This is a genomic window from Pantoea sp. At-9b, assembly GCF_000175935.2.
Taxonomy (GTDB): Bacteria; Pseudomonadota; Gammaproteobacteria; order Enterobacterales; family Enterobacteriaceae; genus Pantoea.
On record NC_014840.1, the window covers coordinates 1 to 22,810 of the forward strand.

The window sequence follows — 22,810 nt, forward strand, 5'->3', positions numbered from 1 at the left end:
TAATCATTAAACATAAACTGGCACAGGCTGTGCTACGGGCAAAGTCACGACGATTTTCGAGGAAACAGACATGTCCGGAACGATGAAAACGATGGATGGCAACGCGGCAGCGGCCTGGATCTCCTACGCCTTTACCGATGTGGCGGCGATTTATCCCATCACGCCCTCAACCCCCATGGCGGAAAATGTTGATGAGTGGGCTGCTGCCGGGAAGAAGAATCTGTTTGGTCAACCCGTAAAGGTGATGGAGATGCAGTCGGAAGCGGGCGCAGCCGGTGCGGTGCACGGGGCACTACAGGCAGGTGCATTAACCACCACCTATACCGCTTCTCAGGGTTTATTGCTGATGACCCCGAACCTCTACAAAATTGCCGGTGAACTGTTGCCTGGTGTGTTTCATGTCAGCGCACGGGCGCTGGCGACCAATTCCCTGAATATTTTTGGCGATCATCAGGACGTAATGGCAGTGCGCCAGACCGGTTGCGCAATGCTCGCGGAAAGCAATGTTCAGCAAGTGATGGATTTGTCTGCGGTGGCGCATTTGTCTGCAATTAAAGGGCGGGTGCCCTTTATTAACTTCTTTGACGGTTTCCGCACCTCGCATGAAATCCAGAAAATCGAAGTGCTGGAGTACGATGAACTCGCACCGCTACTCGACATCGACGCGCTGAACCGGTTTCGCCGCCATGCACTCAACCCTGACCATCCGGTGATTCGCGGCACGGCACAGAATCCGGATATCTATTTTCAGGAGCGGGAAGCCTCCAACGGTTTCTATGCCGCATTGCCTGACATTGTGGAAAATTACATGGCGGAGATCGCCGCTATCACCGGGCGCGAATACCATCTGTTTGATTATTACGGCGCGGATGATGCTGAGGATATGATTGTTGCAATGGGGTCAGTCTGCGACACCATTCAAGACGTGGTCGATGCCTTGCTCGACAGCGGCGAGAAGGTCGGGGTGCTGATGGTTCATTTGTTTCGCCCCTTTTCGTTAGCGCATTTTTTTGCCCGTATTCCCGCCAGCGTGAAACGTATCGCGGTGCTGGATCGTACCAAGGAGCCGGGCGCGCAGGCTGAACCGCTCTGTCTGGATGTGAAAAACGCTTTCTACCGACATGATAACCCGCCCCTTATTGTCGGCGGACGTTACGCCCTCGGCGGTAAAGATATTCTGCCATCACATATCGTCTCAGTTTTCGAGAATCTGAAAAAACCGTTACCGCAAGATGGCTTTACCTTGGGGATCTTCGATGATGTCACCCATACCTCACTACCGCTGCCGGTGCATGAGGTACAGGTCTCCACGGAGGGGATCACCGCCTGTAAATTCTGGGGGCTGGGATCGGACGGCACGGTGAGTGCGAATAAAAGCGCCATCAAAATCATTGGTGATAACACCCCGATGTACGCTCAGGCTTATTTCGCCTATGACTCGAAGAAATCGGGTGGCATTACGGTTTCGCATCTGCGCTTTGGCCATCACCCGATCAACGCCCCGTACCTGATTCACCGTGCCGATTTTATCGCCTGTTCACAGCAATCTTATGTCGACAAATACGACTTACTGGAAGGGTTAACGCCAGGTGGTACTTTCCTGCTGAACTGCACCTGGTTTGGCGAGGAACTGGAGGAGAAACTACCCGCCAGCGTCAAACGTTACATTGCGCGCAATAGCATTCGTTTTTACACCCTAAATGCGGTGGAGATTGCCCGTAAACTGGGTTTGCGCGGGCGCTTCAATATGTTGATGCAGGCGGCATTCTTTAAGTTAGCCGGAATCATTGACCCACCCACCGCCGCCATCTATCTCAAGCAGGCCGTGGAGAAATCTTACGGCAGCAAAGGACAAAACGTGGTCGATATGAACAACGCCGCAATCGATCTGGGTATGGAAGCCATCCAGGAGGTGATGGTGCCCGAACGCTGGGCGATGCAGGAGGATAAACCCGCTCCTGCGCGGCTGTTGCCGGATTTCATCAGCAACATTCTTGAACCGATGAATCGTCAGTGTGGCGACAAGCTGCCGGTGAGCACCTTCGCCGGTATGGAGGATGGCACCTTTCCCACCGGCACAGCGGCCTGGGAGAAGCGCGGTATCGCGCTGGAAGTCCCGGTATGGCAGCCTGAGGGTTGTACCCAATGTAATCAATGTGCATTTATCTGTCCCCATGCCGCCGTGCGCCCGGCATTGCTGACCACCGAGGAACGTTATTTCGCCATGCCGGAGCTGTTGAGTAAACCGGCACAAGGAGCAACCGATTATGAATATCACCTGGCGATCTCTCCGCTGGACTGTTCTGGCTGCGGTAACTGCGTCGATATCTGCCCGGCGAAAGGGAAGGCGTTGAGTATGAAGCCACTGGAAACCCAGCGACATATGAGCAGCGTGTGGAACTACGCGTTGGAACTGGCACCGAAAATCAACCCATTTGGCAAAACCTCGGTAAAAGGCAGCCAGTTTGAAACGCCGCTGCTGGAGTTTTCCGGTGCCTGTGCGGGTTGTGGTGAAACACCTTATGCGCGGCTGGTGACGCAACTGTTCGGCGACCGGATGATGATCGCCAATGCCACCGGCTGTTCATCAATCTGGGGGGCCAGTGCACCCTCAATTCCCTGGACCACCAACCATAAAGGGCAGGGGCCAGCGTGGGCAAACTCGTTGTTTGAGGACAACGCCGAGTTTGGCCTTGGCATGATGCTGGGAGGGCGAGCGATTCGTGATCAGCTCGCCCAATATGCCACCGAGGCGTTAAATCGGCCACTCAGCGCCGGGCTGCAGCAGGCTTTGCAGCAATGGCTGGCGCTGAAAGATCAGGGCAATGGCACGCGGGAGCGCGGTGAACGTCTGAGCACATTGTTGGCGGAAGAAAAGGGCGATGATGACCTGCTTAATCGGCTCTATCAAAACCAGGACTACTTCGCTAAACGTTCACAGTGGATCTTTGGCGGAGATGGCTGGGCCTATGATATTGGCTTTGGCGGACTGGACCATGTACTGGCATCCGGAGAAGACATCAATGTGTTGGTTTACGATACCGAGGTCTACTCCAATACTGGCGGCCAATCGTCTAAATCCACGCCGGTCGCCGCCATCGCCAAGTTTGCGGCGCAGGGCAAACGTACCCGCAAAAAAGATCTCGGTATGATGGCGCTCAGCTACGGCAACGTCTATGTCGCGCAAATTGCGATGGGTGCGGATAAAGCCCAGACGCTGCGGGCTATCGCCGAAGCCGAAGCCTGGCCTGGGCCTTCTCTGGTGATTGCCTATGCGGCCTGTATCAATCACGGGTTAAAAGCGGGGATGGGTTGCAGCCATCGTGAAGCGAAGCGTGCGGTCGAAGCGGGTTATTGGCATCTGTGGCGTTATAACCCTCAGTTAGCCGAGAAAGGGAAAAATCCGTTTATGCTTGATTCGGAGGAGCCGGAAGACAGTTTCCGCGACTTTTTATTGGGCGAGGTGCGTTATGCTGCGCTGCGCCGCACAGCGCCAGATCTTGTGGATCGCCTGTTCGAACAGACGGAACAGGATGCAAAACAACGCTTTGAGCAATACAGACGCATGGCGGGTGACTAATTGTTATCTTAAGGAAGAGACGGCCTGAGCAGCGCAGGACACGCGCTGCTCACTCATGCCCTTGCCATCATCCTGCTTATTGTTCTCTGGCATAAGGGAGAGTTTGAATGTTTCTGCTGACGCAGCATGTTTTCTCTTCAACTCTAACGCTTGTGGCGCATCTAACTTACCAGGTAGCAGGACAATGCATCGAGCTGGGAAAAACTGAAATGTATACCCGCTATTCAGATACTTCAACGTTCCCGATTGACTCAGCGTCTCCAGGCATGCCGCAAATGGCTAAGAATAATTTTATTTTCTAAGGTACTGGGTGCCTGTCATCTTTAACATTATATGCTTTTAATTCCCTTTCAATGTCTTTATTCCCCATCAACAATGTTAAAAACAGGTTAAATGACACAATACCCGCCTTTTATATTGCCGAATCAACGGGCATCTCCCCGTTATAAAACGGTGTTTTATGAGCAGAACATGCAGCAATTTGGTTATGATTTTCTACTATCGATTTATTCCCCTGTTGCTATCGTTGGGCATTATTATTTTTTCTTCTTTGAAGAGAGCGCTGCGTTTATGGAAGAGATCGTTATTGTGGAACCGGCATTTTTCAACCAGTTTCAGTGTGTGGGTAGTGCCTGCCCCGACCATTGCTGCAAAGGATGGGATATTGAGCTCGATGAACCAGCGGTAAATCGATACATGCAGAGCGAAGCCATTGAAATTCGTCAAATTGCTGTTGAAAATATTATTACAACTAAAGAAAGCCAGAGTCGTTGGGGGAAAATAAAATTAACCAGCAATGGCAACTGTACTTTCCTTGATGAAGACCGCTTGTGCAAAGTGCATAAGTCACTTGGGGAAAAAGCGCTCAGCACCACCTGTGCGATCTATCCACGTCTTTACGCCAGCTATAAATATGAAATTAGAAGTAACCTGACCCTATCATGCCCGGAAGCGGCAAAAAAACTCTTAACAACGCCGGGCGCGATGCTCTACAGCGAAAAAATCAAGCCAAGTCCCGAGGCGTTGGATGCACCTGACATTAGCGAGCAAGATCGTCTGCTCAATCTGATGTGCACCAACATTATGCTAACCTGTGGTTCAGACATCGACGCAGGCTTTTACGGTATCATCTTGTTATTCTTTTATCGTGATAAGTTGGAAAAGGACAATGAGCCGGAAGGGAATATTTTAAATTATTTCGAGGATATCCAGACGGCGATTTATAATGGCCAAATCAGAAAAAACATTGATGAATTAAATCCTAACTACCCGCTACAATCCGAACTGTTTTCTCGACTGCAAACATACCTGAATAAAAAACATGAAGGTCGGGGGTGGTCTACCTTACGACGTTATTCGCAAAGACTGCATACTGTGCAAAGCAACAATTCCGCAGACACAATGCAGCGATTAAATAAAATCTGGCAAGATAAAGCACGCCCCTGGTTCCAGGAGCGTTCCCATCTACTTAGTAACTATATCCAGTATCGTATGTATGAGGATTTTTTCCCACTGAAGAATGGAAGAGAACTCTTCACCAATCTTTATTTAATGATATCGGAATGGCTACTATTAAAGTGGCTAACTGCTGCACGTTTTGCGCTGAATGACAACTTCACTGAAGATGATGTGATTAATATCGTCTATAGCTATCACAGTATCGCAAGACATGACAAAAATGCAGAGGATGCATTTTTGACTGAAATTGGCAGGATAACGTTTAACGATCATCTTTCATTGGCTTATCTCCTGAAGTGATGGTATTCCCCGTGGTGGGGATGATCCAGGCCACAAACATCATCTTAGCGACCTCTGACTAGCCAGCAATAAATGTAAAAGGATTGTTGTCCTGAGCTGATTCGCTAAAATGTGGCATCTCGTCCATCAACAGGGAGTCATCCGTGGCAGATTTTGAGCGACCTAAGTCACTGACAGCGGTAGTAACCGATCACGTTCGCAAGCTGATAGTCCATGGCGATATTCCACTTGGGGCAGCCATAAGCGAACGCACCGTTGCCGCTGAGCTGAATGTCTCAAAAACACCGGTTAGAGAAGCACTTGCCCAACTCAGTGTTGAAGGGCTGGTGACGATCAAACCGCAATCAGGCGTGCGAGTATTTACTTTGAGCGCCAGGGAAGTGCGAGAAATTTGTGCTTTCCGACAGGTTCTTGAAACCGCGGCACTGACACTGGCTATGCAGCAGGATGCCAAAGGGCTGGCGGATGCATTGGATGCAGTGGTGAAACAAATGGACGTCGCTCAGAGTAAGGGGGATTTCCGTCGTTATCTGGAGTTGGATAATGATTTCCACCAGCGTTTTTTTGATTTCTGTGACAACGCTTACCTGACCAATTCTTACGTGCGTTATGCGGCTAAAATCGCGGCGTTACGTACTCACCTTGCTGCTAAACCACAACACACATCGCTTTCTTATCAAGAACATGGCGAAATTGTTGCCGCTATCAGAAATGATGCACACGCAGAAGTCTTGGCCATTCTCGAACGCCATTTGGGCCGTACCCGTGAAACCTATGAAATCGGTGTGGAAGATATCGCCGCAGCCGACGCCGCTTCCCTGACCACATCCTCCTGATCTACTAAGCCAGGGCTCCCTGGCACCTTCCTGTGAAATCATTAAAAAGCCAATCCTGGTCACATTTTCTTAACTTTTCTTTGACTGGTATACCAGATCTCAGTTAGTTTTTTTCGAAACCCGCTGCTGATGTCGGTGGCGAAAACTACGCAATCTGGTTAAAGGAGCGTCTGATGAGTCGAAGATTTAAGGTGGTTATTACTGATTATGATTACGGCGATATCGCCATTGAAGAAGAGATCCTCAATGCCGCAGATGCGGATGTTATTGGCCTGCAAGCGAAATCTGAAGATGATCTGGTTGAAGCTGCGCGTGATTGCGACGCCATCATGAATCAGTATGCCCGGGTTGGCGCAAAGGTGATTTCCGCCATGACGCAATGCAAGGTGATTGCGCGTTACGGCGTCGGTGTCGATATTGTCGATGTCGATGCGGCCACCAAAAGCAACATCCTCGTTACAAATGTGCGTGATTACTGCACCGAGGAAGTTGCCGACCATGCCATCAGCATGTGGCTGGCGCTGGCGCGTAACCTGTTCGCTTACAACACCGCTACACATCAGGGCATCTGGCAGTGGCAATCTGGCGCACCCGTCTATCGCCTGCGTGGACAAACGATGGGGATTGTTTCATTCGGCCGGATTGGTCAGGCGATCGCTGAGCGCGCCCGCGCCTTTGGTGTGAATGTCATTGTCTACGATCCGTACATTGATCCGGCCTTAGCACAGCAACATCAGGTGACGCTGGTCAACAAAGAAACCCTCATCGCGCACTCCGACATTTTCATGATGCAGGTACCGATGACTGCGGACACCCGCCATTTCCTCAGCGAAGCAGAATTCAGGGCCATGAAGCGCCGGGCGTTAATCATCAACACCGGACGTGGTCCCACTATCGATAATCAGGCGTTATACCGCGCACTGCATGAAGGCTGGATTACCGGTGCAGCGCTGGATGATCCCGAAGAGGAACCGGCAAAACGCGCGCAATGGAATCCTGCGGACAACCCGATTTTCTCTCTGCCAAATGTCATCGTGACACCCCATTCGGCCTACTACTCCGAAGAATCCATTCGTGCGGCACGTCAGTTGGCAGCCACTGAAGTCGCCAGCGTGCTAACAGGTAAAACACCTCGATTCCCGGTCAATGGCGCAGCCCTGGCGCTTCGCATCAAAGGAGCAAATGACCATGCTGAAGCAATTTAATGATTTCACCCGTCAGCCAGAGCTGCTGGCACAGTTTGACGCCTTATTGCAGAGCTATTCGATTGCGGCGGTTTTTGCCGATGTGCAGTACCGCACTGGCGTCATGGACAGCGGTATTAAACCGGCATTCCGCGCCAAAGTCTGTGGTCAGGCGATTACCGTGCAGTTGTCTAAAGGGGATCTTGTTGATCCATTGAAAGCGCTGGAGATGGGACAACCCGGCGATGTGATCGTAGTAGATGCGGGTGGCGACTGTAACACCTCGGTTTGCGGTGGACTGATGGGCGGTCTGGCTCAGAACCGTGGCATTCGCGCCATGATCATTGACGGTGCCGGGCGCGACACGGATGAACTGGAAGATATCAATTGGCCAATCTGGAGCCGGGCGATCACACCCCGCGGTACCCACACCATGTTTTCCGGGCGTAAAGAAGAACTGTCCATCAACGTTCCCATCGCGGTCGGCGGTCAGTTAGTAAAACCTGGCGATTTTATCGTGGCTGACCTGATGGGGGTGGTGGTGATCCCTCAGGAAAATGCACCAGAGATTTTGAAACTGGCGAAAGAACAGGTCGAGCGTGAACAGGCTACGCGCGAATGGGTGAAGCAGGGGAAAACCGTCGAAGACTTGCTGGCAGAGTTTGGCCGTATCTGACCCTGTGCTCTGCACCAAGGGTGCAGAGCATGTTAACCCGGAGAAAAATATGAGCAATACCGCTGAATTTGGACTCTGTGACTGGGGCACTTCGAGCTTTCGTCTGTGGCTGGTAGATGGGAAGGGCACCACCCTGAATGAGGTACGGACCCACCAAGGGTTGGGCAGCGTGGCTGAGCGGTCGTTTTCAGGCGTGCTGGAGCAGCACCTGGCCGAACTTGGCGCATCCGCTGACCTGCCGGTGTTGATTTGTGGTATGGCGGGTTCCCGTCAGGGCTGGCAGGACGCCGGTTACAGCACCGTCCCGCTGACGGTGAACGCGCTTCTGCTTTCCCCGATCAGGATTGCTGGCGCAAGAGACATCCGCATTTTACCGGGCGTGTGCCAGCGCTCACCGACTTACGATGTTATGCGTGGCGAGGAAACCATGTTGTTGGGTGCCGTGCGATCAGGTCAGCTTAACAACGGATTGATCGTGATGCCCGGCACCCACAGCAAATGGGTATCGCTGGAGAATGGGGTTGTCACCGGTTTCAACACCTTTATGACCGGGGAACTGTTCAGCCTGATGAGCACGCATTCTATCCTGCGCCATGCGGTAGCCGATGCCATCGGTGAAATTGATGAACACTCTCCGGCGTTTATCGCGGCAGTGAACCTGATGTTAAGTGGGGGATCACTCACTCAGCAGTTGTTCACCGTTCGCTCAACCACCTTACTGAGCGACTGTCCCCCGGCAGAAAGCGCCTCACGCTTGTCGGGATTGTTGATTGGTGCAGAGGTAGCGGCATGCTATCAACAGACGTCACAGCGCCAGGTTATGTTAATTGCGTCAGGTTCCCTCACCGCACTTTATCGCAAGGCGTTAACGCTGGCGGGCTTTGCAGTCACCCTGGTGGATGCTGACGAAGCGGTACGCGCCGGGCTGTTCCAGAGTGCACAGACCTTGTGGCAGCGGCAGGAGGAGCAACAGCATGTCTGAATTACGTTTATCAGGTGCTAAACGGGGACTTATCGCCATCCTGCGCGGTGTTAAACCCGAAGAAGTGGTGGATATTGGCTATGCGCTGGTCGAGGCGGGAATCGCGATCATTGAGGTTCCCCTGAATTCCCCGCAACCGTTTGAATCGATATCACGGCTGATAAAAACATTACCTGCGGACATTCTCATCGGTGCTGGCACGGTGCTGAACCCGCAAGATGTCGACCGGTTGGCAGATTGTGGTGGCGGAATCGTCGTGAGTCCGAATGTTGATAAGGCGGTCATTGAACAAACCCGCTTACGCGGCATGCTTTCTCTACCCGGCGTGTTTACTGCGACCGAGGCCTTAGCGGCGATTGCCGCAGGAGCCAGCGGCCTTAAGTTCTTTCCAGCTTCTGTTATGGGTGCCAGTGGCATCAATGCATTGCGCGCGGTGCTACCGGCAGACATTGCATTAGGTGCGGTTGGCGGAATAGACGCCGGGCAGTTTATTGATTATCACAAAGCCGGTATTCATTTTTTCGGGCTTGGTAGCAACTTGTATAAAGCCGGAGATAACGCACGAACGGTTTCGCAAAGAGCAATAAATCTGGTGCACGCCTGGGACGCCATAAAAAACCAATAACTATTTTCCCATAATAAAACGGCTACGGCGTAAACAACGTAGCCTTATTCTCTCTACCCTGCAGGAGAAAATAAATGTCTGGATTTACTCTGTCAAAACAAAGCTCGACCATGAAACCTCAAGGGCGGCAGCGCTGGGGGGTGCTTGGGTTACTCTGCCTGCTGGCGATCATTAATAATATTGACCGCCTGACGCTGTCTATCGCAGCGCCGGTAATGCAAACTGAAATGCATATCACCGCTACGGATATTGGCCTGCTGGGAAGCGCCTTTGCTTTAGCTTATGCATTTGGTCAATTACCTTCCGGCTGGTTTGTCGATCGTTTCAGCCCGCGTATCCTGTTGGGCACATCCGTGATCATCTGGAGTGCCGCGACAGTCGCGATGGGTCTGTCCTATACGCTTACTGGCTTTATACTGGCCCGTATCTGGCTCGGTCTGGCTGAAGCACCATCCTTACCCGCCACGAATAAAATCGTTACCCGCTGGTTCCCCAAAAAGGAGCAGGGCATCGCCAATGCCAGCTGGGATGCTGCACTTAAAGTAGGACCGGCCTTCTTTACCTTTTTACTGATCTGGATCGTTTCAGAAATTGGCTGGCGTGAAATGTATTTCATTGCCGGTGGTGCAGGAATTATTGCCGCAGTGATATTTTTTGCCTTCTATCGGGATATAGAGAAACATAAATCCCTGACAAAAGAAGAAAGGGAATATATTCAGCATGATGCCACACCCATAATTACAAAAAATAATTTACCCTGGAGGGAGTTATTCAAACATCAAACCATGTGGGGCATGATGGCAGGTTTCTTTTGTAACATGTGGGTTTACCAGATCTTCCTGGTCTTTATTCCACTTTATATTATCAACCAGTTTGGCATTAAATTTTCCTCTTTAGGTCTGGTCGCCAGCATCCCGTGGATTGGTGCGATCATCGGTGATCTCGTGAGCGGTGTGATTTCAGGTAAGCTCTCCGAACGTTCCGGCTGGAGCACGCTGAAAGCCAAGAAGGTCACTATCATTGGTGCGCTGGTGTTACAGGCTATCGTCCTGGCGCTGCTGCCATTTAATGGCATGTTCGGTGAAGGCGCGGGCCTGACTGTCGCGGTGATCTTAATGGCTTTTGCGCTCGGTTTTAATGGTGGCGTAGTCGCGCATGCCTGGTCGATTCCAGCCGAAGTCACGGCCCCGGGTACGGTAGCCTCTGTCGCCGCAGTACAGAATTTCGGTGGCTTCCTCGGTGCGACAGTTTCACCGCTGGTCGCTGGTGCGATTGTCGATGCTACACACAGTTTCACGCTGGTGTTTCTGATTTCCGCGGTTGTCTCAGTGATTGGTGCGGGCATTTATTTCTGGTTCGTCGGTAAGCCCATTATCCGCGAAGAAAAAACCTCATCCCTTATGGCACAGGCTACACAGGAGTAATCTGAGATGAAAATTACGGAAGTGGAAACCTATATCCTGAAGAGCAAACTGGATCGTCCGTTTGCCTACTCTCAAGGCTGGGTGCAGGGGCGTTCTACGGTACTTGTGCGTATTGCCACCGATGAAGGTATTGAGGGGTGGGGGGAGACGTTCAGTGTTGGTTTGCAACCGCCAGAAATCGCCGCTGCCGCCATTAACAGTGCCCTGAAGCCGTTGATCATCGGTAAAGATCCCCGTAATACCGAAGTGCTGTGGCATGACATGTATGTCAAAACGCGAGATTACGGCCGAAAAGGGGTGGTGCTGGGTGCCATCAGCGCAGTTGATATTGCGTTGTGGGACATCTGCGGTAAAGCGGCGGGATTGCCGCTATGGCAACTGCTTGGCGGCGCGTTTCGTGAGCGCGTGCAATGTTATGCCACCGGGTTTTTCCGCACGGAAGGGCGCGGCCAGGCGGATGCTATGGCCCGTGAGGCGATACGCCACAGTGAAGCCGGTTTTTCTCTGATGAAGGTAAAGTTAGGCTTTGGGGTTGATGATGACATAAAAGTCATGTCTGCCATTCGCGAAGCCGTTGGCGAACGTAGCAAGTTTATGATTGACGTTAACCACGGTTACGGCGCTAATGATGCCATTCGTCTTGGCCGCGCTCTGGCTGATTACGATTTACTGTGGATGGAAGAACCGGTCATTCCTGAAGATTATGTTGCTTACCGTCGGGTAAGGGATGCGTTGGACATTCCTATTGCGGGCGGTGAGGCGGAGTTTTCATTGTTTGGCTTCCGCGATCTCATTGCATCGCAATCCATTGATATTGCCCAGCCGGATATCTGCCTGGCCGGTGGAGTCACTGCGTTGCGTCATATAAATGTACTTGCAATGGCCGGTGGTGTTCAGGTTAACCCTCATGTCTGGGGGACTGCGGTTGGCCAATACGCTTCATTGCATATGATCGCGTCTACTCCGGTCACTCACTATGCGCTGTATGCCAGTCAACCGCTTTTCGAATACGACACATCATCACATCCGTTCCGTACTGCGCTGGTTGAGAACCCGCTGGAACATGAACAGGGGTGGTTAACGCTGCCGCAAGAACCGGGACTTGGTTTCACCATTGACCGCGATTTTTTGGAAGAAAATGCTATGACTGATAGCACCCATTAGAGATCGAATATGGCCGCTTCTGTCCAGTTTTCTGAGGCGGCAAATGCTGCGATTTTAAGTGCGATGGAAAAAGCGATTTTCAACTCCGCTGACAATACAGCCAGAGCAGGTGGAATCCGAGTAGTAGGGTATGTTGGTTAAGTCGTATCAGACCCTTAATTTAACATAACTATCATTTTGCGCACTTATTTATGTCATTGATAAATATATGTTTACATGCCAATGATGACTCCCATGACCGTTCGGGATAACTTGTGCAGCCGCTCAGTTCAGCCATAAGGCACAGGCAACTTCGCGCAAGTATCCCCGAATAATGGTTTCATCCTGACTGATGTCAGAGTAGTCTCTTGGCCGACTCTGAATGATGCCCGCTTTGATAAGAATGACTTGCCGCTCGTTCTAATAACTAAAAATAGTGCAAACAGGACAACTATGGATTCTCCACTTAATTCACCATCAGCCATGAACAAAACTCCGTCTCTGAATCGCGCCCGGCGCGCTGCCTGGGGTAGCTTTGCCGGTGCGGTGGTCGATTGGTATGACTTCTTGCTCTACGGCATCACTGCCGCCCTGGTCTTTAACCATGAATTTTTTCCCCAGATTAGTCCAGCGATGGGAACGCTCGCTGCATTCGCCACCTTTGGTGTCGGCTTTCTGTTCCGGCCGTTGGGCGGGATAATTTTCGGCCATTTTGGTGACCGTCTTGGCCGTAAACGTATGTTGATGATGACCGTCTGGATGATGGGTATTTCCACCGCCCTTATCGGTCTGTTGCCAACCTTCTCCACCATTGGCTGGTATGCACCGGTGTTGCTGGTCACATTGCGGGCCATACAGGGCTTTGCGGTTGGTGGCGAATGGGGAGGTGCAGCGCTGCTTTCAGTAGAAAGTGCACCTGAGAAGAAAAAAGCCTTTTACAGCAGCGGTGTTCAGGTCGGCTACGGCGTAGGACTTTTACTCTCCACCGGACTGGTTTCACTCATCAGTCATTTAACATCGGACCAGCAATTTCTGAGCTGGGGCTGGCGCATCCCTTTCCTATGCAGCACGATCCTTGTTCTTGCCGCGCTGTGGATACGAAATGGCATGGAAGAATCCACTGAATTTGAGCGCCAGCAGAAAGCAGCGGTTTCAAAGAAGTCACGTATCCCCGTCATGGAGGCGCTGCTGGTGCGTCATCCGGGGGCGTTTTTAAAGATTATCGCACTGCGTCTGTGCGAGTTGCTGACCATGTATATCGTTACCGCGTTCGCATTGAGTTATTCCACGCAGAATCTTGGCTTGCCGCGCGAACTGTTCCTTAATATCGGTCTGCTGGTCGGTGGCCTTAGCTGCCTTACCATCCCTTGCTTTGCCCATTTAGCGGATCGCTTCGGTCGTCATCGCATTTACATCATCGGTGCGGTGATCGGTATGCTGAGTGCCTTCCCTTTCTTTATGGCACTGGAGGCGAAATCTCTCGTCTGGATAATATTCTTCTCCATTATGCTGGCGAATATTGCGCATGACATGGTCGTCTGTGTCCAGCAACCCATGTTTACTGAAATGTTTGGTGCAGGTTATCGCTACAGCGGTGCTGGGGTGGGTTATCAGGTCGCCAGCGTAGTTGGCGGTGGTTTTACGCCGTTTATTGCGGCCTCTTTAGTGACCCTCTCGGGTGGTGAATGGCATAGCGTGGCAATTTACCTTCTGGCTGGCTGCCTTCTCTCTGCGGGCACCGCGTTGTTTATGAAAAAATCTCACTAACTGCACATGCCTTGATGATCGTCCGGCGATCAACTTTGTTGTATCGGGTTGGATCGCCGACATTTACTGAAAGCGCCACACTGGATAGAGCCAGTCGTGCGCTGGAAAATGACACAGATGGTTAGTACCGTCAGAACACTCTCACAACCGCTGCACTGACAACCCAAGTCGCACAAAACACGAAATGTTACACCTCCTTAAGAAAAGATCACATTAAACGTAATTTGTGAAATTTTACCGTCAGTTTTGTGATTCAGGTTAAGTTTTTATATCCCTATAATTATTGAGAGATTGAAATTATGTCACCACACCTGTGGCTGGCAGCATTCAGTCATAACAATAGAATCACACATGGCGGTCATTTATTTATGGTTGAGCAATCAAGTCGTGTTTCGCGCAGGCGTTTGTTGCAGGGAATGGGTGCACTGGCTGCACTGACGGTTATTCCCGCATTCCCTTCCTATGCCAGCGCCTCCGACGACAGTAGTTTCACAAAATTATCCACCCTGCTAACCGGTAAATCACAACTACCGGAAAACTTTACCAGGGTCCTTCTTGCCGCTTTCTCCAGAATTGACAGCAGTTTCAGCAGTAAAACATCCAGACTCCAGCAGTGGATTGACCACAACACCGTGAGCGCCAATGAAATCAGCAGCAAGCTGGCTGCCGATCCTTCAGTTGCCGATTTAGCCCATCTCCCAACCGACATTCTGACTGGTTGGTATCTCGGGGTCGTCGGCAAAGGAGACAACGCCATTTGCGTGGCTTATATCGAGGCACTCGCCAATCAGGTTGTGGCCGACAAGCTCAGACCACCGACCTACGCCTACGGTGCCTATGGCAGTTGGGCTGCACAGCCGCTCTAACCCCTCGGTTCAATCTATCCATTGAGATTAAGTAACTAATATGTCTGAAACTATTACTACTGATATTGTCGTTATCGGTTCCGGGGTCGTGGGCGCATTGACCGCCCGTAAGCTGGCGCTGGCGGGACGTCAGGTTCTGATGCTGGAGGCTGGCCCGCGTATTGAACGAGACACCATTGTCAGCAATTTCCGTCATTCTGCCCGTAAGGACGATTTCATCGCTCCCTACCCCAATTCAAAAATCGCCCCGTTTCCCGATTACAAACCTGAAGATAACGGTTATCTCGACCAGACGGGTCCAAAGGACTATAAACCCGAATATCTGCGCGTTGTCGGTGGCACCAGTTGGCACTGGGCAGCCCAGGCATGGCGGTTGGTGCCGGCTGATTTTCGCCTGAAATCTCAGTATGGCGTAGGGCGCGACTGGCCGATCAGTTATGACGATCTGGAGCCGTATTATTACGAGGCCGAACTCCTCTGGGGCGTATCAGGCCCGCCAGAAATGGCGAAATATTCACCCAGAAAACAACCATTTCCGATGCCTCCCGTCACCAAATCGTGGCTTGAGCAACGAATTACCGAGCGACTGGCACCGAAGTATGAAGTGCTGACGAATACCACCGGGCGTAACTCACGGCCTTATGATGGTCGTCCTCAATGCTGTGGTAACAATAACTGCATGCCAATCTGTCCGATTGATGCGCAATATCACGGTGGCATTGCTGCGGATGCCGCTGAAAAAGCGGGTGTCAAACTGCTGCCACAGGCGGTGGTTTACAAACTGGAGCAGGACGGGAAAGGTAAGATCACGGCCGTTCACTATTACGACTGGAACAAACAATCTCACCGGGTAGAAGCTGAGATCGTCGTGCTGGCGGCAAATGCGGTTGAGACACCCAAAATATTGTTCATGTCTGCCGATGCGAAAAACCCTCATGGTCTGTGCAATAACTATGACCAACTGGGACGTAATTTGATGGACCATCCCTCAAACTCCGTCACCTTTTTCGCTGATGAACCCCTCTGGCCGGGACGCGGCCCGATGAGTCCCTCTTCTATCCAGCAGTTGCGTGATGGTGCTTTCCGCTCTGAATCCGCCGCGTTTCGTATTGATATTTCCAACTCATCGCGGGTCGCCGGCGTCACGGCGGGTGCAATTAAAGAAGGACTTACCGGTCAGGCACTGGATGACGCTATCCGATTTCGCGCCTCCCATGAACTGAGTTTTAAGAACGTGTTAGAACAACTGCCCGATCCTAACAACCGTACCATGCTGAGTACCACGAAAAAGGATGCGCTGGGTTTACCCACCCCGGCATTCTCTTATTCATTCGACAGTTATGTTGAAAAAGGGATGCAGCACTCCTTAGCGGTGTATGCCGAGATTGCCAAAATGCTGGGTGCTACCAATGTGCGTTACTCCACGCCGGGCGTGTACAGCAATAACCAACACATTACTGGCACGCTGGCGATGGGTTTTGATGAAAAGACCTCAGTCACTGACCATCATGGCAAAGCCTGGGAGTACGACAATCTCTACATGGTATCGACGGGTGTCATGCCAACCGTTGCTACCGCAAACTCAACCCTCACCGCATGCGCGCTCGGCTTACGTACTGCCGACGCCATTCTTGGCAAAATTTAAGGAGAGCCGTAAATGAAAAAGACGCTTTCTTTAAGTCTGACAGGCGTGGCGCTGGCGCTCTCCTTGAGTGCAGCAGCCCAAGCTGATGAGCCGGCATCCGCTGCGCTTATCGCCAAAGGGCAGTATCTGGCCACCGCAGGAGATTGTGGTGCCTGTCATACTGCGCCGGGCGGTAAACCCTTTGCCGGTGGATTATCACTCCAGACGCCGCTGGGCAGCATCTACAGCACCAACATCACACCGTCGAAAACAGCAGGTATTGGCGATTACAGCCTGACTGATTTTGAAAAAGCGGTACGTCATGGGGTGCGCAAAGATGGCGCAAACCTCTATCCAGCCATGCCTTATACCTCATACTCGAAGGTTACTGATGAGGATATGCAGGCGCTGTACGCGTATTTCATGCAGGGTGTCCAGCCCGTCGATGACAAAGGGCCGCAAACCGATCTGCCCTTCCCCTTCAATATTCGCCTGTCTATGGCAGGATGGAATTTGTTGTTTGCAGACGATAAACCGTTCACGCCGGATAACAGCAAATCGGCTGAATGGAACCGGGGCGCGTATCTGGTTGAGGGGTTAGCCCACTGCTCCACTTGCCATACACCCCGCAACGCTCTGATGGCTGAAGAGTCGGGTAAGGCGCTGGCCGGTGCTTCTCTCGGTACCTGGTTTGCACCCAACATTACCTCGGATGTCCATGCAGGTATCGGCGGTTGGTCAGATCAGGCATTGTCTGCTTATCTCACTACCGGTAATTCAGGGGAAGGATCGCAGGCAGGTGGCCCCATGCTGGAAGCTATCAACAAAAGCTTCAGTCACCTGACGCCCACTGATATCCAAGCCATTACCGCATATTTGCGCGATGTCCCTGCACAGCAAATCAATCCAACGGCAACGAAAACGCAGCTAACCCCGGCGAAGCAGGTGAATGAGCTGGACCTGTTATCGGGCAATGCTTCCGAAGGCGCAAACCTGTATAACAGCCACTGCGCCAGTTGCCATCAGCTATCGGGGGAAGGTCGTAACGGACTCCCTGCCTTGGCTGGCAACGCTGCACTTCGACGCCCGGTGGCGGATAACGCTGTCATGGCCGTGCTGGATGGTCTGGTACCCGACCACGGACAAGCGATGCCAGCTTTCTCCCGGCATATGAACGATCAACAGGTTGCCACGTTGGTTAACTATCTGTTCCATAACTTTGGCGATGCCCGTGTTCAGACCACACCAGAACGGGTGAAAGAGTTAAGAGCAGGTGGCAAACCTTCGCCGCTATTAGCCGTGGCGAAAGGCGGTATGGTCGCTGGTGGTGTTATTGTCCTGCTGATTCTTCTGTTTTTCTTACGCAGACGACAGCGAAAATAGGGTAAATATCAGGCGATGGTTTCTGCCATCGCCTGATATGTTCTGATAACAGGTCTGTAGTCTTTCAGCTTATGGGTTAAGAATGCTGTGAATCTGTTGTGACGTAAGGTCTACACCAAAGAATTGGCTGTAAAAATCGTGCGTTTCCTTAGCCATATCGATATCAGCAAATCGTGCCGGATAAAGGGTTTTCGCCAGCCATAAGATCTGTATTGCCTCTTCACTGGTTTCCCTACACCACCAGAACATCCCCTGCGGATTGACATACACCCGATGTTGTTTCACCGCTGCCACAGCCTGCCAGGCGGGAGAATGCATGATTTCATCGGCATCGCGTTTGTTCATGGCGACAATTGCCTCAGGATTGCTGGCGATGACTTTCTCCAGCGGGACCTCACCCATGTTGTTTCGTTTCACGCCAAACCAATGTTCTGCCACATTGCGCGCGCCAGCCAGATCCATCCAGTCCTGGTTGAGAGAAGGACGACCGCTGGTCGTTAGTGGGGTTCCCATGCTGTGATAAAGCGTCACCTGTTTACTTTCCGGCAGCCCTTTCAGTCGTTGCTTTATCAGCGCGATATTGCGGTCAAAATAGTGCTGATAACGATCGTTAATCACCTCAGCCGAAGGCCCCAGTGCTTGCGCCGTCAGTGATACCCGCTCACGCAAGGCATTCATAGAATTCGCTTTCAGCTCCAGCGTCTTAACACCGGCCTGAGATAGCAGTTCGGGTTGTGACAGATGCATATTGGCGGGAATGATCAGTAGCTGAGCATTGAGTGCGATAACCTGCTCAGGATTAATTTCATGCGCACTGTTCACACCAATGACAGGTACCTGTTCAATGCCTGGATAGATCTGGCGAAACAAAGGAATGCGCTTGGCAATTTCTGAGGTGCCAACAATATTGGGCCCATAACCCAGCATGGCAATAATGGTATTTTGTGCAGGCCAGGGAGACGCGACACGAATATCGCTGTGCGTCTCAGTTGCCGCATTACCATACAACGGCCAGGCCAACAGGGCGGCGACTAAAACCGTCGTTAATCGACGAATAACGTTTTCCATAAAATCCCGGTGCCTCCTGACGGGAGACACCGCTCCGAAGATTAGAAATCGAAAGTGACTGAAGCGCGAACTTCACGACCGTTGCCGACAAAGGCACTTGCCGAGCTGCCACTCCCGTCGGTATCACCCGGGAAAATAGACGCCCAGTAGTGTTCATTCGTCACGTTATTTACCGCAACACGCAGAGTGGTGGGGATATTGCCAACCATCGTGGTGTAGCGGGTGCCGAGATCCAGGGTGGTATAACTGTCTGCCCATGTGGTATTCAGGTCATTACTTGCACGCTTGCCGGTATAATGGACATTGGCGCTGTAGACCAGTTCTGGCATGGAAGGCAGGTTGTATTCCACCAGCACATTCCCCTGAACTTTCGGTACGCCGACCACCCGTTTATTGCTGGTGTCGGCTGAAACGGTGTTTTTCAATTTCGGATCGAGGAAAGTGACGCCGCTATAGATATTCAGGCCGTCAAACACATTTCCGCTGGCGGTGAGTTCGAGTCCTTTATTAAGTTGATCACCCTGCTCTTTGTAGACCATGTCAGAAGGGTCAACGTAAGCAAAGGGACGTTTCAGGCGAAACAGCGCCGCACCCAGATTCAAGCCCTGAACCTGCGCTTTCAGCCCAATTTCATATTGCTCGCTACGGTAGGGGTCGAGTGTCTGCCCCTCATTTTTAATGCCTTCACCCGTTGCCGCGGTTCCACCCTGTTCAAGTGAGTCGGCATAGCTGATATATGCCATCACGGCTGGGGTGATCGAGTACATCAACGCGACATTCGGACTTAAGCCATCCTGGCTGACAACACTGGTTTTCTGACCCGCATTACTGTAGTTACTGGTCTCCAGCCAGCTCTGGCTGAGATAGAACATCGCTGACCAGCGTGGATTGAAGGTGACGGTATCGCCAACGGTGATATTTTGTTGCGTGGTCACACTCGATTTATAACGCGCACCATCAGTGATAATTTTGCCATCACCCGGTTCCTGCATAGCCGAAGGATCATAATAGTTAGTCGTTCCCAGACTGTAGCGTTGGGTACTGCCTTTAGCGGTCCAGATAGACCATACATAACCTCCGGTGGAGAAGGCCAGGTCATGCCCGATACTTCCGGTATCGACGTGTCCGTTCAGCGTCAGCGTATTGCTTAATACTCTGAATCGCCCCGCAGCCGCAGAATCAGAAAGGGAGCGACTGAGTGTTCCCGAATTATCGGTAATCGTGTTAGATACGGTGCGCATTGCCCGGTCTGCCTGCTGGAAGCCAACCCCGGCATTCACTGACCAGTTACTATTCAGGTAATGGATCAGGTGGGTGCTGATGGTGTCAGTGGTCAGGTCATTACCTGATGTCGGCAAGGTATAGTTTTTATTATTCGGATTCGGTGCTTTCGGCAGATTTATGCTCTCACCATAGCTGAAGCCACCGACATAGCCTTTTTGGATAAATTCATAATGGCTGGCATCAAGCTGCAAGTGCGTCCCCGGTCGGATATTCCAGTCAAACGCGACGGCGACCAGTTTGCGGCGTAACGTACTGTCCTTAACGTTGCCCTCCCCCTCTTCATTAAGAAGATTCACCCGGTAGCCAAACTTATCGTCATCACCAAAATGCCCCCCCAGATCGACATGACCACTGTAAGCATTGCGGCTTTGATAACCCAAAGTGACACGGTGCAGGGGTTGTTCAGTGGGACGTTTGGCAACAAAATTAAACTGCCCCGCCGGGCTGGCGGGGCCATAAAGAGCCCCCGTCAAACTGTTCAGTACATCAAGTCGTTCTAACATCTCTACCGGAAACGCGGTAGTTGACACGATATTGAGGCCATCAAGACGGCTGTTGGCCACCACGCTACCCTGCATCCCCCGGCTTTGTGGCCGACCAACGTCCATGCCACCGCGTGCCTGCATCTGCGTACTGGGTGAATATTTCAATAATTCGCTGACGCTTTTCGCCTGCTGATTATCAATCATCTGGTGAGTGACGGTCGTGGTCGAATAGGGCGTTTCAGTCCATGACTTATTGCCAATGGGACCCAGGTTGACATCCGGCGTGGTAAACCCTGCCCCACCCTGACTGTCTGAATAAATATCCCCTGATGGCACTGCGTTAACCACCATCTGCTGATCATGGGTGGGTTCTTTTGCCGACGTGCTTTTATCTTTCGTCACAACAGGCTCATTCGTGACTGCTGCACCGACCATCCCAGGCAAACCGGCGAGGAGTATCGCGATTAATCTCTTGTTCATATTATTGCGTTATATAGTTATTTATATTACGAAAAAGGAGCAAGGAGAATACATCTGCAATTAATGATTAGCAATTATTAAAAACATTGAAAAAATGCAACAGGAGTAATCACTCACAGTAAATAACAAGATCTAAATAAGATGTTTATATGTATTTATTATATGGTTTCGGGCGTAAATTCAGATCGTTGCATATCATTATTTCTTCTTTTGTTCACGGAAATAAAAAATACAAATCAATGAGTTAAGTGAGTATCACAGATGGCCAGATAATAAACTGGCCCCGAAAAGACCATTGAGCTGATAAATATCACATAAAACAAACATTAATTCCGACAGTCGAAAACACGCCATACACAGACACGCTGTGCATATTTAACCTTCACATGAAACTAAAATCGCCATCAGACATTAACATTTTTTCTATTTACTCTTGCGGTAAAATTTCGACAGGAAATATTTCATTGCTCTGCTCGCTGAGCAGAGAATTCTCTCTTCTTTATCTGACCGAATTAACCTGTAACCACCACGGCATCCAACGAACGAAGGGCAAAATCAATCATGGCGATAAGCTCTTCTCTGGATGATCCATCGCGCGCCTGCAAGGAAATCGCCTGGGTTATGCCATAAAAAAACGCCGCCATTTGTTCAATATCGGTATCTGCGGGAATGTCGCCGTCATGACGTCCACGTTCAATGCGTGCGGTAATCGCCTCAACAATTTTGTGCCGTGCCTGCTTAAGGTACAGCCTTGCCTGTTCATTAGCCGGCAGGCAATTCACTACCCCGAGGATCAGCATACATCCACCCGGTTGATGGGCGAGCGCAGCCTCAATACTGGTCAGGAACATATTACGCAGCGCCTGCCGCAGCGTTGGTGGTGTTTCCAGCGCCTGTCGTGACCTTTCTCCAACCGTCACCAGGTATTGATCCACCGCCTCACAAAATGCGGCTTCTTTGGACTCAAAGGCTGCATAAAAACTGGGCGGGTTAATGCCTGCTGCGGCAGTTAAATCAGAGAGTTGCGCGCCTTCATAGCCGCGAATCCAAAAAACCTCCATCATCGCCTGCAAAGCCGCTTGCCTGTCAAAACTGCGGGGTCTTCCGCGAGAAGTCATAGCACACCATTTCTGTAAACATCACTACAAAATTATTGACTGCGTCAGCCAGTCGGGTTAGAACCAATTATATATTTTTGACTACAGAATAGAAGGTGCATGATGCCTGAGCGACAACCCATTGAGGTTATTGAGGAATTTTTACAACGTGCGGCAACATCGCCAGATGTTTCAATCATTGGCGAGCTGGTCAGCGAGGAAGTTGACTGGTTCGTGGCGGGCGATGTGGCGGTTGTGCCGTGGATTGGCCGCAAGCACGGCAAAGCCGGTGCCGTCGAGTTTTATCGGCAGATCCGCGAGCAGATTAGCTCGGAACACTTTGAAATCGGCGAGATGTTGGTGCGGGGTGGCAGAGTCATGATCCCCGGCAGGCTGGCATCCCGGGTGAACAAAACCGGAAAACTGATCGAGAGCGAGTTCGTGCTTGATTTTACGGTGACTGACGGCCTGATTACGCGTTTTCGGCTGTTTGAAGACAGCTACGCGGTAGCACAGGCCTGTGTCTGAACCGCTGGTTGAGTTGGCGG

The 22,810-nt window shown here is 51.3% G+C and carries 18 protein-coding genes; 15 read left to right on the forward strand and 3 right to left on the reverse strand.

Annotation, left to right across the window (positions count from 1 at the left end):
- Positions 1-70: 70 nt before the first annotated feature.
- The 14 genes from nifJ (at position 71) to PAT9B_RS25885 (ending at position 17,848) form a co-directional block, all read left to right on the forward strand.
- Complete coding sequence (gene nifJ / locus PAT9B_RS25825; RefSeq protein ID WP_013512227.1) at positions 71-3,580, forward strand: pyruvate:ferredoxin (flavodoxin) oxidoreductase; 3,510 nt, start codon at positions 71-73, stop codon at positions 3,578-3,580.
- 107 nt (positions 3,581-3,687) lie between these two features.
- Positions 3,688-3,882, forward strand: a complete 195-nt coding sequence (locus tag PAT9B_RS30490; protein ID WP_013512228.1) for a hypothetical protein — start codon at positions 3,688-3,690, stop codon at positions 3,880-3,882.
- A gap of 169 nt (positions 3,883-4,051) precedes the next feature.
- Positions 4,052-5,338 (forward strand): flagellin lysine-N-methylase, encoded by a 1,287-nt coding sequence (gene fliB, locus PAT9B_RS25830; RefSeq protein WP_013512229.1) that lies wholly within the window; start codon positions 4,052-4,054, stop codon positions 5,336-5,338.
- A 143-nt stretch (positions 5,339-5,481) separates the two neighbouring features.
- Positions 5,482-6,174, forward strand: a complete 693-nt coding sequence (locus PAT9B_RS25835; protein WP_013512230.1) for a GntR family transcriptional regulator — start codon at positions 5,482-5,484, stop codon at positions 6,172-6,174.
- A 173-nt stretch (positions 6,175-6,347) separates the two neighbouring features.
- On the forward strand, positions 6,348-7,379 hold the full coding sequence (locus PAT9B_RS25840; RefSeq protein WP_013512231.1) for a C-terminal binding protein: 1,032 nt from the start codon (positions 6,348-6,350) through the stop codon (positions 7,377-7,379).
- A complete protein-coding gene (locus PAT9B_RS25845; protein WP_013512232.1) occupies positions 7,363-8,034 on the forward strand; it encodes an RraA family protein in 672 nt (223 codons plus the stop codon). Before PAT9B_RS25840 ends, PAT9B_RS25845 begins: the two co-directional genes overlap by 17 nt.
- A 49-nt stretch (positions 8,035-8,083) precedes the next feature.
- Positions 8,084-9,016: a 2-dehydro-3-deoxygalactonokinase gene (locus PAT9B_RS25850; protein ID WP_013512233.1), complete on the forward strand. Its 933-nt coding sequence runs from the start codon at positions 8,084-8,086 to the stop codon at positions 9,014-9,016.
- The gene (locus PAT9B_RS25855) at positions 9,009-9,641 is read left to right on the forward strand and encodes a 2-dehydro-3-deoxy-6-phosphogalactonate aldolase (protein WP_013512234.1); all 633 of its coding nucleotides are present in this window, start codon (positions 9,009-9,011) and stop codon (positions 9,639-9,641) included. The genes PAT9B_RS25850 and PAT9B_RS25855 overlap by 8 nt, the downstream gene beginning before the upstream one ends.
- 110 nt (positions 9,642-9,751) lie before the next feature.
- Positions 9,752-11,065 (forward strand): MFS transporter, encoded by a 1,314-nt coding sequence (locus PAT9B_RS25860; protein WP_223300531.1) that lies wholly within the window; start codon positions 9,752-9,754, stop codon positions 11,063-11,065.
- 6 nt (positions 11,066-11,071) lie between these two features.
- A complete protein-coding gene (locus tag PAT9B_RS25865) occupies positions 11,072-12,229 on the forward strand; it encodes a mandelate racemase/muconate lactonizing enzyme family protein (protein WP_013512236.1) in 1,158 nt (385 codons plus the stop codon).
- Between the two features lie 432 nt (positions 12,230-12,661).
- On the forward strand, positions 12,662-13,975 hold the full coding sequence (gene shiA, locus PAT9B_RS25870) for a shikimate transporter (RefSeq protein ID WP_013512237.1): 1,314 nt from the start codon (positions 12,662-12,664) through the stop codon (positions 13,973-13,975).
- Between the two features lie 299 nt (positions 13,976-14,274).
- A complete protein-coding gene (locus PAT9B_RS25875) occupies positions 14,275-14,841 on the forward strand; it encodes a sugar dehydrogenase complex small subunit (protein WP_013512238.1) in 567 nt (188 codons plus the stop codon).
- A gap of 40 nt (positions 14,842-14,881) precedes the next feature.
- Positions 14,882-16,486, forward strand: a complete 1,605-nt coding sequence (locus PAT9B_RS25880) for a GMC family oxidoreductase (RefSeq protein WP_013512239.1) — start codon at positions 14,882-14,884, stop codon at positions 16,484-16,486.
- A gap of 12 nt (positions 16,487-16,498) precedes the next feature.
- Positions 16,499-17,848: a cytochrome c gene (locus tag PAT9B_RS25885; RefSeq protein ID WP_013512240.1), complete on the forward strand. Its 1,350-nt coding sequence runs from the start codon at positions 16,499-16,501 to the stop codon at positions 17,846-17,848.
- Between the two features lie 69 nt (positions 17,849-17,917).
- On the opposite strand, the gene PAT9B_RS25890 is transcribed toward PAT9B_RS25885, so the two are convergent.
- From PAT9B_RS25890 to PAT9B_RS25900, 3 genes are all read right to left on the reverse strand, one after another.
- Positions 17,918-18,916 (reverse strand): ABC transporter substrate-binding protein, encoded by a 999-nt coding sequence (locus PAT9B_RS25890; RefSeq protein ID WP_013512241.1) that lies wholly within the window; start codon positions 18,914-18,916, stop codon positions 17,918-17,920.
- Between the two features lie 41 nt (positions 18,917-18,957).
- Positions 18,958-21,036: a TonB-dependent siderophore receptor gene (locus tag PAT9B_RS25895; RefSeq protein ID WP_223300532.1), complete on the reverse strand. Its 2,079-nt coding sequence runs from the start codon at positions 21,034-21,036 to the stop codon at positions 18,958-18,960.
- A 641-nt stretch (positions 21,037-21,677) separates the two neighbouring features.
- Positions 21,678-22,283: a TetR/AcrR family transcriptional regulator gene (locus PAT9B_RS25900; protein ID WP_013512243.1), complete on the reverse strand. Its 606-nt coding sequence runs from the start codon at positions 22,281-22,283 to the stop codon at positions 21,678-21,680.
- A gap of 99 nt (positions 22,284-22,382) precedes the next feature.
- Here PAT9B_RS25900 and PAT9B_RS25905 point away from each other — a divergent pair, with 99 nt between their 5' ends.
- On the forward strand, positions 22,383-22,790 hold the full coding sequence (locus PAT9B_RS25905; protein WP_223300529.1) for a nuclear transport factor 2 family protein: 408 nt from the start codon (positions 22,383-22,385) through the stop codon (positions 22,788-22,790).
- The last annotated feature ends 20 nt before the right edge of the window (positions 22,791-22,810 follow it).

Bases quoted from the DNA above. Each gene is read 5' to 3' on its own strand.
- nifJ (WP_013512227.1), top strand. From the start codon at position 71: ATGTCCGGAACGATGAAAACGATGGATGGCAACGCGGCAGCGGCCTGG.
- shiA (WP_013512237.1), top strand. From the start codon at position 12,662: ATGGATTCTCCACTTAATTCACCATCAGCCATGAACAAAACTCCGTCT.
- PAT9B_RS25890 (WP_013512241.1), bottom strand. From the start codon at position 18,916: ATGGAAAACGTTATTCGTCGATTAACGACGGTTTTAGTCGCCGCCCTG.
- PAT9B_RS25840 (WP_013512231.1), top strand. From the start codon at position 6,348: ATGAGTCGAAGATTTAAGGTGGTTATTACTGATTATGATTACGGCGAT.
- PAT9B_RS25845 (WP_013512232.1), top strand. From the start codon at position 7,363: ATGCTGAAGCAATTTAATGATTTCACCCGTCAGCCAGAGCTGCTGGCA.
- PAT9B_RS25865 (WP_013512236.1), top strand. From the start codon at position 11,072: ATGAAAATTACGGAAGTGGAAACCTATATCCTGAAGAGCAAACTGGAT.
- PAT9B_RS25860 (WP_223300531.1), top strand. From the start codon at position 9,752: ATGAAACCTCAAGGGCGGCAGCGCTGGGGGGTGCTTGGGTTACTCTGC.
- PAT9B_RS25880 (WP_013512239.1), top strand. From the start codon at position 14,882: ATGTCTGAAACTATTACTACTGATATTGTCGTTATCGGTTCCGGGGTC.
- PAT9B_RS25875 (WP_013512238.1), top strand. From the start codon at position 14,275: ATGTCACCACACCTGTGGCTGGCAGCATTCAGTCATAACAATAGAATC.
- fliB (WP_013512229.1), top strand. From the start codon at position 4,052: ATGCAGCAATTTGGTTATGATTTTCTACTATCGATTTATTCCCCTGTT.
- PAT9B_RS25895 (WP_223300532.1), bottom strand. From the start codon at position 21,036: ATGGTGGTTAACGCAGTGCCATCAGGGGATATTTATTCAGACAGTCAG.
- PAT9B_RS25855 (WP_013512234.1), top strand. From the start codon at position 9,009: ATGTCTGAATTACGTTTATCAGGTGCTAAACGGGGACTTATCGCCATC.
- PAT9B_RS30490 (WP_013512228.1), top strand. From the start codon at position 3,688: ATGTTTCTGCTGACGCAGCATGTTTTCTCTTCAACTCTAACGCTTGTG.
- PAT9B_RS25850 (WP_013512233.1), top strand. From the start codon at position 8,084: ATGAGCAATACCGCTGAATTTGGACTCTGTGACTGGGGCACTTCGAGC.
- PAT9B_RS25885 (WP_013512240.1), top strand. From the start codon at position 16,499: ATGAAAAAGACGCTTTCTTTAAGTCTGACAGGCGTGGCGCTGGCGCTC.
- PAT9B_RS25900 (WP_013512243.1), bottom strand. From the start codon at position 22,283: ATGACTTCTCGCGGAAGACCCCGCAGTTTTGACAGGCAAGCGGCTTTG.
- PAT9B_RS25905 (WP_223300529.1), top strand. From the start codon at position 22,383: ATGATGCCTGAGCGACAACCCATTGAGGTTATTGAGGAATTTTTACAA.